The following is a 13,146-nucleotide window of genomic DNA, read 5'->3' as shown; positions in this document are numbered from 1 at the left end:
CTGTCAGTCGCGGCCCGTATCCTCATGGACCATGCTCGAAGACCAGACGACCGCAGCGTCCGCAGCCACCTGGCCGGCCGCGTACCCAACGGGGTACGCGGTCGTCGACGTCGAGACCACGGGTCTCGCCCGCGACGACCGCATAGTGTCGGCTGCCGTCTACCGGGTGGACGCCCAGGGCGAGGTGGAGGACCACTGGTACACGCTGGTCAACCCCCAGCGCGACCCCGGACCCGTCTGGATCCACGGCCTCACCAGCGACCTCCTCGCCGACGCCCCGCTCTTCAAGGACATCGCCGACGAGTTCGCCGCGCGCCTCGCCGACCGCGTCCTGGTCGCGCACAACGCCGTCTTCGACTGGTCGATGATCGCCAGGGAGTACGCACGCGCGGAACTCACCGCCCCCGTGCGCCAGCGCCTGTGCACCATCGCCCTCTCCAAGGAGCTTCAGCTCCCGCTGCCCAACCACAAGCTGGAGTCGCTCGCCGCGCACTTCGGGGTCGAGCAGCGCCAGGCGCACAACGCCCTCGACGACGCACGCGTGCTCGCCGAGGCCTTCCGGCCCAGCCTCAAGGCCGCCGCGAGCGGCGGGGTGCGCCTGCCGCTCCTGGAGTGCCGCCCGCTCACCGAGTGGTCCGACGGCGCGGCCCGCATCGTCCGCCAGCCCACGGGACCGGGCTCCGCCGCCTCCTCGTACTCGTCGTACGGACCGGGGAGTTGGCGCCCCTCACGCAAGCGGCCCGCCTGCCCGTACCCCAACCCGGGGCGGTACGAAACGGGCAAACCGCTCCAGCAGGGCATGCGCGTCGCGTTCTCCGGAGACACCTCCATCGAGCGCGAGCTGCTCGAGGACCGCGCGGTCGAGGCGGGGCTGCACATCGCGACGAGCGTGTCGCGCCTGACCAGCCTGCTCGTCACGAACGATCCGGACTCGGGCACCTCCAAGACCGTCAAGGCGCGCTCCTTCGGCACGCCCGTCATCGACGAGGCGGCCTTCGGCCAGCTCCTCCAGGACGTCGCTCCGGCGGCGGAGGGCTGAGCCGCCCGGCGGACGGCAGACGGGTGATTGTCGGACCGGCGCCCGCCTGCTTGCTCGCATGCGGGCGCCGCGCGTCCCACCCTGTGGCGCATGGCACGTTGCGAGGTCTGCGGAAACGACTACGGCATGTCGTTCGAGGTGCACGCGCAAGGCGCGGTGCACGTCTTCGACTGCTTCTCCTGCGCCATTCACCGCATGGCGCCCATCTGTGAGCACTGCCGCTGCCGGATCATCGGCCAGGGCGTGGAGGCCGAGGGCAAGTGGTACTGCGGTGCGCACTGCTCCCGGGCGGAGGGGCAGGTGGGCATCGTCGACAGGGTGTGACCCGACACGTGACCGGGCATTCAGGCGATCGTTGTGCGGGGCACCGCGGCCGTCCGTTTTCCCCGCCCGTGCGGGGATGATCCGCGGTACACCCCCCGGCGGTACAAGTCGGCTGTGTGCTCCCCGCCGCACCGGGGCCGGCCCCCGACGGGACCCCTCCCGCCGGGGGCCGATATGCGCCGGGTAACGTCGAAGGCGTGTACCGCTTCCTGTTGTCCCGGCAGTGGGTGATCCTCACCCTCATCGGCCTCGTCCTCATCCCCACGATGATCGAGCTGGGCTTCTGGCAATTGCACCGCCACGAGCACCGCGTCGCGCAGAACGCGGAGATCGCCGAGGCGCTGGACGCCGATCCGGTGCCGGCCGAGCGGCTGACCTCGCCCGGCCACTCCGTGAAGCCCTCCGAGCGCTACCGCCGGGTGAGCGCGCACGGGACGTTCGACACCGAGCACGAGGTCGTCGTGCGGCGCCGCACGAACTCCGACGAGGAGATCGGCTTCCACGTCCTGACCCCGTTCGTCCTCGACGACGGCAAGGTCCTGCTGGTCAACCGGGGCTGGATCCCGGCGAACGGACCGCAGACCGCCTTCCCGAAGATCCCCGCGGCGCCCAAGGGCGAGATCACCGTCACCGGCCGCCTGATGGCCGACGAGACGTCCGCGCAGAGCGGCATCAAGGACGTCCAGGGGCTGCCGGACCGTCAGATCATGCTGATCAGCAGCGGGCAGCAGGCCCACAGCCTCGGCAAGGAGGTGCTCGGCGGCTACGTCGAGCTGACCTCGCCCGAGCCCTCCGGGGACGGGGGCTCCCCCCAGCTGATCGGCGAGCCCGAGCACGGCGACATCGGCCCGCACATGGCGTACGCGGTCCAGTGGTGGCTGTTCTGCACGGGCGTCCCCATCGGCTGGGTGGTCCTGGTGCGCCGGGAGGTGCGGGACCGCAGGGCCGCCGCGCAGGCTCCGGCGCCGGAGGCCACTCCCGCCGGTGTGTAGCGGTACCCCCCTCGCCTAAGACACCGTCGGCGCGAGGCGGCAAAATAGGGCCATGGATCTTGGACTGAAGGACCGCGTCTACGTCATCACCGGCGCCACCCGTGGCCTGGGCAACGCCGCCGCGCGCTCGCTGGTCGCGGACGGCGCGAAGGTACTGATCACCGGCCGGGACGAGAAGACGGTCGCCGAGGCGGCGGCCGAGCTCGGCGACAACGCCCGTGGCCTCGCGGCGGACAACGCCGATCCGGCCGTCGCGGGCCGGCTGATCGCCGCCGCGCGTGAGCACTTCGGCCGCTTCGACGGCGTGCTGATCAGCGTCGGTGGCCCGGCGCCCGGTTTCGTCGCCGACAACACGGACGAGCAGTGGGAGTCGGCCTTCGAGTCCGTCTTCCTCGGTGCGGTGCGGCTCGCGCGCACCGCGGCGGCGGAGCTCGGCGAGGCGGGTGTCATCGGCTTCGTGCTGTCCGCCTCCGTGCACGAGCCGATTCCGGGCCTGACCATCTCCAACGGGCTGCGGCCCGGCCTCGCGGGCTTCGCGAAGTCGCTCTCCGACGAGCTCGGCCCCCGGGGCATCCGCGTGGTGGGGCTGCTTCCGTCCCGTATCGACACCGACCGCGTGCGGCAGCTGGACGGGCTCTCCGCGGACCCCGAGGCGACCCGCGCGGGCCACGAGTCGCGGATTCCGCTGCGGCGGTACGGGACCCCGGAGGAGTTCGGGCGGACGGCGGCCTTCCTGCTCTCGCCCGCGGCTTCGTACCTGACGGGGATCATGCTGCCGGTGGACGGCGGGGCGCGGCACGGGTTCTAGCCGCGGGGTCTCCGACCGGTACGGGGCCTTACGCGGCCCCGTACCGGAGCCCTCAACTGACCCGCTCGGCCCGATGCTTCACGGCCCGCAGCTGCACCACGGCGGGCAGCCGGGCGAGCCCCGCCGAGTCCCGCGCGTGCGCCAGCGCCTCCGCGGAGAGCCGGTGCAGCGCCTCGTCGGGCATCGCGTGGGGCTCCAGGAGCAGGGACACCCGCGCGTCCGGAGCGTTGCGGCGGCCCGTCAGGGCGACCGCGGCCCGCTGTACGCCCTCCAGCGACTCCGCCTCCCCCACGAGCACGCTCTCCAGGGCCCGTCCGCGCAACAGCGCGCCCTCGCCGTCCCCGGTCTCCACGAGCACCTCGGCCAGCCTCCGCCGCCGCAGCTGCGCCACCAGCCACCACAGGGCGAGCAGCAGACAGACCGCGAGCACGGCGATCACGGTGGGCCAGAACCAGCCCTCGTCGCGCCAGCGCGAGCGGTCCGCGTCGCTCAGCAGGACGTCACGCTTCCCGTCGTGGACCCACCACGACGGCGGCGACGCCCCGAGCCCGACCGCGAGGACCGAGCCGCCCCCGAGCACCAGCACCAGGCCGATGAGGCCGAGCACCACACGGTTGACCGTCTTCAGCATCGCCGCTCAGCCCTTCCTGCCAGGCCGTGCCACCCGGACGGAGAGCCCGGGGCCGCGGGCCAGGCCCAGGTCCCTGATGCCGTCGGCCAGCGTGGCGTCCAAGTCGCTTCGTACGTCGTCGAGTTCACGGAAGTGCGAGACCGCGTGGACGTCCACCTTGGAGCGCGTCATGCGGACCCGCACCGACTGCACGCCGGACACGTCCATCGCCCGGTCCCGCAGCACCATCGCGGCGGCGCCCCGGTGCAGCCCCGCCCGTACGTCCGCGTCCCCGCGGCGCATCGCGAGGATCGCCCGGAGGCCGGGCGTCACGGCGAGCACGAGCAGCCAGATCCCGGCGGCCGCCGCCACCCCGGCGCCGACGAGGACCGCCGTGTCGTCCAGGGGCCGCTCGGCGAGTTCGCGGGCGAGGTCGCGCCGCCAGCCCATGGCCGAGTGCCCGGCCCGCACGGCGGCGATGTCGTACAGAAGAAGCCCCGCGCCGCCGAGGAGCAGCAGCGAGAGGACGGCGGCGGGCACGCGCCGCGCCGACCAGAAGCGGGTCGCTTTGGTCTCGTCGGCCAGCGTGGGCGGCGGGTCGTAGGCCGCCGCGGAGGCCGACTGGTCGAGTTCGCTCCCGGTGCGTTCGACGACGGGCAGCGGCTGTGTGCCGCCACCGCCTCCCGCGCCCGGGGGCCCTTGAGCCTCGCTCATCGCGTCCTCCCCTGCGCCGCGGCGTGCCTGTGTGCCGAGTGCAGCCGCTCCACCTGGACGGCGACCTCGGGCACTTCCATCCCCGCCAACGCCTTTACCCGCTGGGCGACTTGGCGACGCACCGCACCGCACTGCGCGCCGATGTCCGAGGGGTAGTCCAGCTCGACGCTGATCCGCACGCGGGCGACGTCGTGGCGCACGGTGACGGTCGCGTGCGGCGGCGAGCCGTCCGCGGGCACCGCCGTCAGCGCCTCACGTGCCGCCTGGGCCGCGATCTTCGCGACGACCCGATCGGCGATCCGGGTCGCACCGCGCTCCCCGGGTGCGACCTCTGCCGCCACGGCTCACCGCCGCCGGTCGTCGCCACGGGTACGGAAGAAGTCGCCGAGCTCCAGGTCCCCCTCGAGGAACCGGCCCGCGACAAACCCTATGGCGCCGAGGGCTGCCACCAGCAGAAACGCTCCGAACCCGCCGAAGTACCCGGCGAAGCCGAGTGCCATTCCGGCCACCATGCCGATCACGGCCATGCTCATCGTGCGCTCCTTGAGTTCGCGCTCCCAGCGACAGGGTTACTGCAGGCGGCCTTGCGGCTCATCGTCTTCCTCGTCCGGGAGCTTCACATCGCTGACCGCGATGTTGACCTCGACGACTTCGAGCCCGGTCATGCGCTCGACCGCACCGATGACGTTCTCGCGCACGTCGCGCGTGACGTCGGCGATCGAGACGCCGTACTCGACGACGATCTCCAGGTCGAGTGCCGTCTGCACCTCGCCGACCTCGGCCTTCACGCCGCGCGACACGGACTTGGAGCCGGATCCGCCCGGCACCCGGTCGCGTACGGCCCCGAAGGTCCTGGCGAGCCCGCCGCCCATCGCGTGCACGCCGTCGACGTCGCGGGCCGCGAGCCCCGCGATCTTCTCGACCACGCCGTCCGCGATGGTGGTGCGCCCCCGGGTGGCGGGGTCGCCGCCGCCCCTCTTGGTCGTACTGCTCTTCCCCAGCGCCTCGTCCGGGGACTCCTTCGCGAGGGTCTCCTGAGGCCGGTTCCGCTGTCCGGTGTCGGTCATCGCCGTGTGTCCCTTTCGAAAGGGGATCTACTCCTTCGCCCACACTAAGTGCGGTTCCGTCCGCGCGCGCCAGGGATGCGGCAGGCTGGGGCAATGACCGGTGACGGATGGACTGAGGCGGTACGGCGACAGCTCGGCCTGGGCCGGGTTCTCCCCCTGGGAGGCCCGGGTGACGGCTCCTGGCTGACGGAGGCGTGTGCGAACGAAGTACTGCGCCATGCGGCGGAACGGGTGAGCGGCGTACGGCTCGGCGGCCTGCGGGTGGCGCTGGCCGATCCGTCGAAGGCGTACGCGTCCTCCGTGCCGTCACCGCCGAGCGCGCTGCCGCCGGGCCCGCTGCGGATCACGGCGGAGTTCGCCGCCGAGCCCACCGAGCCGCTTCCCGCGGCGGCGGCCCGGCTCCGGGCGGCGCTGTTCGCGGCGGCCGGCGAGCGGCTCGGCCTGGTGGTCGAGGAGGTGGATCTCAGCGTGACGACGCTGCTGGACGCGGGGCAGCCTCCCGGCGAGGTGCCCGTGGACCCGGTGGACAAGGAGGCGCTGCAGGACGGGGCGCAGGCGGCGCCGGGCAGCGGGGACGAGGCCCGCGCGGCGAGCGCCGCCCTGGAGGTGCCGGGCGTACGGCGGCTGACGGGCGCCCTTGGCGGCTTCGGCCGGGCCGTTCACCTCGACGAGCTGCCGACGACGGGCACCGCCCTGCCGCGGCGCCACGCGCGCGTGGAGCTGGCGACGGACCGCGAGCACCGCGCCCTGGACGTGGCGCTCGCGGTCCGCACGGCGGTCGGTGACGCTCTGGCGGACCACCCAACGGTTGCCGTCCTGGTCACCGGGGTGGAGTGAGGGCGTCAGTCGCCGAGCCCCGCCAGGTCCCGCAGGCGTCGCCCCTGCGCGGCGCGCTCGGCGGTGCGCTGCTCCTCGTACGTACGGCCGACGACGCCCTGGAGCAGTGCCTTGGTCTCGATGACCGCGTCGCGCGGCGCGGCCAGGAGCGCGGCGGTCAGGTCGTTCACGGACGCGTCGAGCTGGTCCGCGGGCACGACGAGGTTGGCCAGGCCCACCCGCTCGGCCTCGGGCGCGTGGACGAACCGCCCGGTGGCGCAGATCTCCAGCGCGCGGGCGTAGCCGACAAGTCCCACGAGGGGGTGCGTGCCGGTGAGATCGGGTACGAGGCCCAGGCTGGTCTCGCGCATGGCGAACTGCACGTCGTCGGCGACGATCCGCAGGTCACAGGCGAGCGCGAGCTGGAAGCCCGCACCGATGGCATGCCCCTGCACGGCGGCGACGGACACGATGTCGCTGCGCCGCCACCAGGTGAAAGCCTCCTGGTACTCGGCGATCGTCGCGTCGAGGACGCCGTCGTCACCGCGCGCCAGATCGATGAATGACGGCTCACCGTCGAAGCCCTCGGGCGTGAACGCCTGGCGGTCGAGGCCCGCGGAGAAGGACTTACCCTCACCGCGGAGCACGACGACACGGACACTGCCCGGCAACATCTGGCCTGCCTCGGCCAACGCCCTCCACAGCGCGGGAGATTGGGCGTTGCGCTTGGCCGGGTTGGCCAGCGTCACCGTGGCGACGGCCTCGTCGACAGTCAGGCGTACGCCGTCCTTGTCGAGTACCGGTGCGGATCCGCCGAGTTCACTGCCGGGCGAAACCATGGGGGCCTCCGATGGTGGTGTGCGGTCGGTCCGGACGCACGTTCGCGTCCGTAAGTGACTGCACAGTAACCACCCGGTCGATCAGTCGATCGACCGGGTGGCCACCGTCGGAGCCGGTGAACCGCCCGCAGCCGTCAGCCGGCTGCGGCCTTCTTGCCTCGCGTCGCCCCGCCGCGTCCCCGCAGCGTGACTCCGGACTCACTGAGCATCCGGTGCACAAAGCCGTACGAACGGCCGGTCTCCTCGGCCAACGCCCGGATGCTCGCACCGCCGTCGTACTTCTTCTTCAGGTCTGCCGCGAGCTTGTCGCGCGCGGCGCCGGTTACCCGGCTGCCCTTCTTCAGAGTCTCGGCCACCCGTGCCTCCTCATGGGAAGTGCGCTCTGGACTTCTCATGATCACCCCTCCCGGGCTTCCTGGCCACCCATTCGGCAAGGTCGGTACGACGAGCTTTCCCGTCGGGGACGGCGGAACCACGAGCGGAATTAACGATTCCGCGCATCGAATTCCGTACGGCCGAATGGGTTGTGGGCCGAAGTGCCAGGTCAGCGCGGTGCAGAGGGAGAGCCCCGGAGGACACCCCTGCGACCTGGGAAATCCGTGTATCCCACACTTCGGTACGAGGAGACCTCACACAGATGAAGGATCACGGATCGGCCGAATGATCCATACGCAGTGGATCAGTTATTCGATCAACCAAGGTGGACACCCCGGAAACCCGGATCAGGCGAGCGCGACCAGATCCGCGTAGTCCTGGCCCCACAGGTCCTCGACGCCGTCGGGCAGCAGGATGATCCGCTCCGGCTGGAGCGCCTCCACCGCGCCCTCGTCGTGCGTGACGAGGACGACCGCGCCCTTGTAGGTGCGAAGGGCGCCGAGGATCTCCTCGCGGCTCGCCGGGTCGAGGTTGTTCGTGGGCTCGTCGAGGAGCAGCACGTTGGCGGAGGAGACCACCAGGGTGGCCAGGGCCAGACGGGTCTTCTCGCCGCCGGACAGGACGCCCGCCGGCTTGTCGACGTCGTCTCCGGAGAAGAGGAACGAACCGAGCGTCTTGCGCACCGCCACCAGGTCGAGGTCGGGGGCGGCCGAGCGCATGTTCTCCAGGACCGTGCGCTCCGGGTCGAGGGTCTCGTGCTCCTGGGCGTAGTAGCCGAGCTTGAGGCCGTGGCCCTCGATGACCTGCCCGGTGTCGGGCTTCTCGGCGCCGCCGAGGAGCCGCAGGAGCGTGGTCTTGCCCGCGCCGTTGAGGCCCAGGATGACCACGCGTGAGCCCTTGTCGATGGCGAGGTCGACGTCCGTGAAGATCTCGAGGGAGCCGTACGACTTCGAGAGTCCCTCGGCCATCAGCGGGGTCTTGCCGCAGGGCGAGGGGTCCGGGAAGCGCAGCTTGGCGACCTTGTCGCTCTGGCGTACCTCGTCGAGGCCCGCGAGGAGCTTGTCGGCCCGCTTGGCCATGTTCTGCGCGGCGACCGTCTTGGTGGCCTTGGCGCGCATCTTGTCGGCCTGCGAGTGGAGCTGGCTGGCCTTCTTCTCGGCGTTCTGGCGCTCGCGCTTGCGGCGCTTCTCGTCGGACTCGCGCTGCTGCTGGTAGAGCCGCCAGCCCATGTTGTAGACGTCGATCTGGGCGCGGTTGGCGTCCAGGTAGAAGACCTTGTTGACGACCGTCTCGACCAGTTCGACGTCGTGGGAGATCACGATGAAGCCGCCGCGGTAGGACTTGAGGTAGTCCCTGAGCCAGACGATGGAGTCGGCGTCGAGGTGGTTGGTCGGCTCGTCGAGGAGCAGGGTGTCGGCGTCCGAGAAGAGGATGCGGGCCAGCTCGACGCGGCGGCGCTGGCCACCGGAGAGCGTGTGCAGGGGCTGGCCGAGCACGCGGTCGGGGAGGCTGAGCGCGGCGGCGATGGTGGAGGCCTCGGCCTCGGCGGCGTACCCGCCCTTGGTGAGGAACTCCGTCTCCTGGCGCTCGTACTGCTTCATCGCCTTGTCGCGGGTGCCGCCCGAGCCGTTGGCGATGCGCTGTTCGTTCTCGCGCATCTTGCGGATCAGGGTGTCGAGCCCGCGGGCGGAGAGGATGCGGTCGCGGGCGAGCACGTCCAGGTCGCCGGTGCGCGGGTCCTGCGGGAGGTAGCCGACCTCCCCGGAGCGGCTGATGGTGCCGCCGGCCGGGATGCCCTCACCGGCGAGGCACTTGGTGAGCGTGGTCTTGCCCGCTCCGTTGCGGCCCACCAGGCCGATGCGGTCGCCCTTGGCGATACGGAAGGAAGCGTTCTCGATGAGGATGCGGGCGCCGGCGCGCAGCTCGATGCCGGAAGCGGTGATCACGGACAGACTCCTGGGCAAGGGTGGGTATGGACGGCGGAAGGACAACAAGGTGGTGCCGCGCGCAGCGCGCCGTTGCAAGGGCGGTGGCGGGCTGGCGGGCGGGCGATCACGCCGTCTAATGCACGAGGAGAATGGCCATGCGGCCAATTCTAACGGGGCCGTGCAACCTCATTTTCTGCCCGGGGTGGTACGCCGTCGGCGGCGCCGCCCGGCAGCTCGTTGCCCAGGGGTGTTCGCCCGGGCACGATCCGGCCGAGGTCGTCCACCGCGATCAGCTGCGCGGTCCAGGACGTCGCGGCGTCGCGGCAGGGCTGGGCGATCATCAGGGCGGTGCCCCGGCGCACGGAACGGGCGGGCTCGAAGGCGCAGCCGGGGCGGGCCGGCAGCACCCAGCGCAGGTCGCCGTCGGCGGTGCGGTAGGCGGCCACGCGGTGCGGCGTGACGACGGCGAGCATGCGGCCGCGGGGGTCGAGCGGCTGGAGGACTCCGGCGGCGCCGCGGGCGGCGGGAGAGCGCAGCCAGGGGGCGCCGCCGGGGATGGCGCGGTGCCAGCGGACGGCGCTGCCGTCCGCGCGTGCGGTGTCGGTGACCAGACCGTCGCTCCAGAGCGCGACGGCGTGCCCGGGGGCGGGCAGCACGGCGAGCGGACGGGCTCCCTCGCGGCTGTAGGTCCAGCGCGGGCGGCCTGTCGCCGGGTCGTACGCCTCGACCGCGCGGCCCGTGGTCCGCAGCTCGGGGGCCACCGCGCCGTCGGCCACGCGCGCGTGGACGGTGACGTGGTCTCCGTAGGGGGCCGGTCGCGAGTGGTGGGCGGCGGTGACGAGCGGCAGGGCGAGGAGGCCGATGACCACCGGGAGCGCGAGCCGGGAGCGGCGGCGGGCGGGCGCCCGTCTCACGGGCCCGGCTGCGGTCACCTCGAACGGCACTACGGACACGACGCCCCCTCTGCGGCATCTCTGCCGGTACCTCTGCCCACGGAACAGGCGCAGAGCGTAGCGGCGGCGTCGGCCCGCGGCCCCGGGCGGCGGCCGCGACACGAGGCGCCGTTCGGCGGGGCCCCCCGTTCGGACCCCCGTCCGGCGCCGCGCGGGATGGGGCATACCAGGATGAAGGCGCCGACATCTCGGCACAGGGCGGTGCGACGCCGCCCCGGACGCGAGGCAGAGGGTGGTGCGCCCATGCAGTTCGACGACGACGCCGATCTGGACACGTCCGAGGTGCAGGATGTGCGGGGCAGCCGGGTTCCCGGCGGCAAGGCGACGATCGGCGGCGGCGTCGCGGGGCTGATCGCGCTGCTTCTGGGGCTGTTCTTCGGGGTCGGCCCGGACCAGCTCGGCCTCTCGTCGGGCGACGAGGAGCCCGCCGCCACCTCCTCGTCCCTGGCGCAGGTGCAGCAGACCTGCCGTACGGGGCAGGACGCGAACACCAAGGAGGACTGCCGCATCGTGGCGGTGGTCAACAGCGTGCAGGACTACTGGCGCGCGGAGTTCCGGCGCAGGCAGGCGAGCTACTCCCCCGCGTCGACGGTCCTGTTCACCAACCGGGTGGGCACGGCGTGCGGCGCCGCGACGTCGGCGGTCGGCCCGTTCTACTGCCCCGGTGACCGGAAGGTCTATCTGGACCTGGGCTTCTTCGAGGAGCTGCGGACGAAGTTCGGCTCCAGCGGCGGCCCCTTCGCGCAGGCGTACGTGGTGGCGCACGAGTACGGGCACCACGTGCAGAACCTGATGGGGACGCTGGAGCGCTCCCAGGACGGGCGTACGGGGCAGAACAGCAACGCCGTGAAGGTCGAGCTGCAGGCCGACTGCTACGCGGGCGTGTGGGCGCGGCACGCGACCCGCACCCCCGACGACAAGACGGGCAAGCCGCTGATCACCAGCCTGAACGACGCGGACATCCGCGAGGGCCTGGACGCGGCGGCCGCGGTGGGCGACGACCGCATCCAGGAGAAGTTCCAGGGCCGGGTCACCCCCGAGTCCTGGACGCACGGCTCGGCCGAGCAGCGCCAGCAGTGGTTCTACCAGGGCTACCGCACCGGCGACATGGGGCAGTGCAACACCTTCCGGTGAGCCGCGCGCCCGGGTGACTCAGACGCCGCCCGTGTGCACCTGGAAGGCCGCCCGCCGCACGGCCTTGGCCAGCGCCGGGTCCGGGTGGGCCGCCGCGAGGGCGACCAGGACCTGGACGGTGCGGGGGTGGCCGATGCGGCGGATCTCGTCCAGGAGCGCGGGCACCGTGGGCTGCACCGCGGACTCCAGGTGCCGTACGAGGAGGTGGATCTCCCCGTGGTCGGCGACGGCCGCGGCGGTGTCGACCCACAGCCACGTCGACTCGTCCCGCGTCAGGACCAGGTGGACGTCCTCGGGGTCCGCGCCCTCCTGCTCGGCCAGCCAGATGAGGGCGTAGGGCCGCAGCGAGGTCTCGTCCACGACGGACCGCACCTCGGCCTCGGCCGGGGAGCCGACCACCCGCAGGGCCTCGAAGGCGAGGCCGCGCAGGAGGGCGTCCTCGCCGCGGGCGGCGTCCAGGAGCTCGGTGACGGCGCTGCCGACGGGGCGGGCGGCGAGCCAGGCGCGGTACTCGGAGCGGGCGGCGTTCGGGCGCAGGCGCGCGCAGCCGCGGAGCATGTCCTCGGCGGACTGCTCGATGTTGCCCGCCGGGCTCTGCGCGGCGACGCAGATCTGCTCGAGCTTGACCCAGACCGCCCAGGAGCCGAGCGGCGTGAGGGTGGCCTGTCCGTCCGCGTACGTCAGCGCGCCGACGGCGGCGAGGCCGCGCAGCGCCCAGTCGAGGAGGGTGGGCAGGGCCGGGGTGTCGGCGGGGTCGACCGGTTCGGGCTGCGGGCCGTAGGGGATCTCGCAGCGTTCCGTGCGCAGTTCGGTGACGCGCTGGTCGAGGAGGTCCAGGAGCTGGGGCACGGGGACGGGGCCCGCGGAGAGCTGCAGCAGGGTGAGGAGCTGCGGCATGGCCTCGACGGTCTCGGCCACGGTGGCGGGGGCCAGTTCGCGCGATGCCGCGTGCGTGAGCGACCAGGCGTCGAAGAGCGCGACCCAGCCGCGCAGGACGGCGGCGTCGTCACGGTCCCAGGCGCGCAGCCGCCAGCCGGGGCGCGCGATGTCGCCGTGCACCTCGATGAGGCCGGCCAGGCGTGCGGTGTCCCAGTCGGCGCGGACCTGATCCGGGGTCAGTCCGAGTTCCGCGGCGGCCCGTTCGGCGGTGGCGGCGGAGAGGGTGCCCTGGGTGCCGCCGGCTGCGTCGGCCGCCCCTTTGGCCGCCGGGCCGTCGGGCGCTCCCTTGCGGCCGCGCCCGGGGCGCAGGGTGGTGTCGGCCCAGCGGGCCACTCGTACGGCGTCGGCCAGGCCTTTGCGCGCCATCCGGGCGAGTTCGCCGGGGGCGGGTGTGCCCTCGGGGGGCCGGGGCGCGGGGCGGCGTGAGCGCGCTTGTGTCACTGCGCCGGGGGCGGTCAGGGGTCGCGCTGTGCCGCGCTCCGCCCCCGCTCGCCTCTCGGCCCTGGGGGACTGAGCGCGGACGAGTCGGAGCCTTGAGTCGCGCGGGATACGGGACGTCACGGGAGCAGTCTTCCTGTTGACGGTCCGAAAACCCAAACGGAATGCCT

The 13,146-nt window shown here is 72.9% G+C and carries 16 protein-coding genes; 6 read left to right on the top strand and 10 right to left on the bottom strand.

What is annotated here, in order from left to right; genetic code table 11:
* Nucleotides 1-31 precede the first annotated feature (31 nt).
* From ACIGXX_RS22820 to ACIGXX_RS22805, 4 genes are all read left to right on the top strand, one after another.
* The gene (locus ACIGXX_RS22820; protein ID WP_351161828.1) at nt 32-1,039 is read left to right on the top strand and encodes a DEDDh family exonuclease; all 1,008 of its coding nucleotides are present in this window, start codon (nt 32-34) and stop codon (nt 1,037-1,039) included.
* Nucleotides 1,040-1,129: 90 nt separating this feature from the next.
* Nucleotides 1,130-1,363: a hypothetical protein gene (locus ACIGXX_RS22815; protein ID WP_351161830.1), complete on the top strand. Its 234-nt coding sequence runs from the start codon at nt 1,130-1,132 to the stop codon at nt 1,361-1,363.
* A 197-nt stretch (nt 1,364-1,560) separates the two neighbouring features.
* Nucleotides 1,561-2,355 carry an SURF1 family protein gene (locus ACIGXX_RS22810; protein WP_361463461.1) on the top strand — a complete coding sequence of 265 codons (795 nt, stop codon included), beginning with the start codon at nt 1,561-1,563 and terminating at the stop codon, nt 2,353-2,355.
* Nucleotides 2,356-2,407: 52 nt separating this feature from the next.
* The gene (locus ACIGXX_RS22805) at nt 2,408-3,163 is read left to right on the top strand and encodes an SDR family oxidoreductase (RefSeq protein WP_351161834.1); all 756 of its coding nucleotides are present in this window, start codon (nt 2,408-2,410) and stop codon (nt 3,161-3,163) included.
* 52 nt (nt 3,164-3,215) lie between these two features.
* On the opposite strand, the gene amaP is transcribed toward ACIGXX_RS22805, so the two are convergent.
* From amaP to ACIGXX_RS22780, 5 genes are read right to left on the bottom strand one after another with little or no spacing between them, the layout of a single operon-like run.
* A complete protein-coding gene (gene amaP / locus ACIGXX_RS22800; protein WP_351161836.1) occupies nt 3,216-3,794 on the bottom strand; it encodes an alkaline shock response membrane anchor protein AmaP in 579 nt (192 codons plus the stop codon).
* Nucleotides 3,795-3,800: 6 nt separating this feature from the next.
* Entirely contained in the window at nt 3,801-4,487 is a 687-nt protein-coding gene (locus ACIGXX_RS22795; protein ID WP_351161838.1) for a DUF6286 domain-containing protein, read from the bottom strand.
* On the bottom strand, nt 4,484-4,828 hold the full coding sequence (locus tag ACIGXX_RS22790; RefSeq protein WP_351161840.1) for a hypothetical protein: 345 nt from the start codon (nt 4,826-4,828) through the stop codon (nt 4,484-4,486). Before ACIGXX_RS22790 ends, ACIGXX_RS22795 begins: the two co-directional genes overlap by 4 nt.
* A gap of 3 nt (nt 4,829-4,831) precedes the next feature.
* Nucleotides 4,832-5,020, bottom strand: coding sequence for a hypothetical protein (locus ACIGXX_RS22785; protein ID WP_249590721.1), 189 nt, complete (start codon nt 5,018-5,020; stop codon nt 4,832-4,834).
* A 36-nt stretch (nt 5,021-5,056) separates the two neighbouring features.
* Nucleotides 5,057-5,554 carry an Asp23/Gls24 family envelope stress response protein gene (locus ACIGXX_RS22780; RefSeq protein WP_351161842.1) on the bottom strand — a complete coding sequence of 166 codons (498 nt, stop codon included), beginning with the start codon at nt 5,552-5,554 and terminating at the stop codon, nt 5,057-5,059.
* A 93-nt stretch (nt 5,555-5,647) separates the two neighbouring features.
* On the opposite strand from ACIGXX_RS22780, the gene ACIGXX_RS22775 reads away from it, so the two are divergent.
* A complete protein-coding gene (locus ACIGXX_RS22775; protein WP_361463465.1) occupies nt 5,648-6,391 on the top strand; it encodes a nucleopolyhedrovirus P10 family protein in 744 nt (247 codons plus the stop codon).
* Between the two features lie 5 nt (nt 6,392-6,396).
* Here ACIGXX_RS22775 and ACIGXX_RS22770 read toward each other — a convergent pair whose 3' ends face one another.
* The 4 genes from ACIGXX_RS22770 to ACIGXX_RS22755 all read right to left on the bottom strand — a co-directional run bounded on the left by ACIGXX_RS22770 (nt 6,397) and on the right by ACIGXX_RS22755 (nt 10,465).
* Nucleotides 6,397-7,209, bottom strand: a complete 813-nt coding sequence (locus ACIGXX_RS22770) for an enoyl-CoA hydratase/isomerase family protein (RefSeq protein WP_351161846.1) — start codon at nt 7,207-7,209, stop codon at nt 6,397-6,399.
* A 134-nt stretch (nt 7,210-7,343) separates the two neighbouring features.
* Nucleotides 7,344-7,565 (bottom strand): helix-turn-helix domain-containing protein, encoded by a 222-nt coding sequence (locus ACIGXX_RS22765; RefSeq protein WP_055550175.1) that lies wholly within the window; start codon nt 7,563-7,565, stop codon nt 7,344-7,346.
* A gap of 366 nt (nt 7,566-7,931) precedes the next feature.
* Entirely contained in the window at nt 7,932-9,530 is a 1,599-nt protein-coding gene (locus ACIGXX_RS22760) for an ABC-F family ATP-binding cassette domain-containing protein (protein WP_351161849.1), read from the bottom strand.
* A gap of 149 nt (nt 9,531-9,679) precedes the next feature.
* Nucleotides 9,680-10,465, bottom strand: coding sequence for a hypothetical protein (locus ACIGXX_RS22755; RefSeq protein ID WP_361463467.1), 786 nt, complete (start codon nt 10,463-10,465; stop codon nt 9,680-9,682).
* 243 nt (nt 10,466-10,708) lie between these two features.
* On the opposite strand from ACIGXX_RS22755, the gene ACIGXX_RS22750 reads away from it, so the two are divergent.
* Nucleotides 10,709-11,599: a neutral zinc metallopeptidase gene (locus ACIGXX_RS22750; RefSeq protein WP_399978136.1), complete on the top strand. Its 891-nt coding sequence runs from the start codon at nt 10,709-10,711 to the stop codon at nt 11,597-11,599.
* Nucleotides 11,600-11,617: 18 nt separating this feature from the next.
* Here ACIGXX_RS22750 and ACIGXX_RS22745 read toward each other — a convergent pair whose 3' ends face one another.
* Nucleotides 11,618-13,099, bottom strand: a complete 1,482-nt coding sequence (locus ACIGXX_RS22745) for a hypothetical protein (protein ID WP_351161854.1) — start codon at nt 13,097-13,099, stop codon at nt 11,618-11,620.
* Nucleotides 13,100-13,146: the final 47 nt, after the last annotated feature.

The organism is Streptomyces sp. NPDC055243, assembly GCF_044544025.1.
Lineage (GTDB): Bacteria > Actinomycetota > Actinomycetes > Streptomycetales > Streptomycetaceae > Streptomyces.
This window is presented reverse-complemented; position numbering and strand designations above follow the sequence as displayed.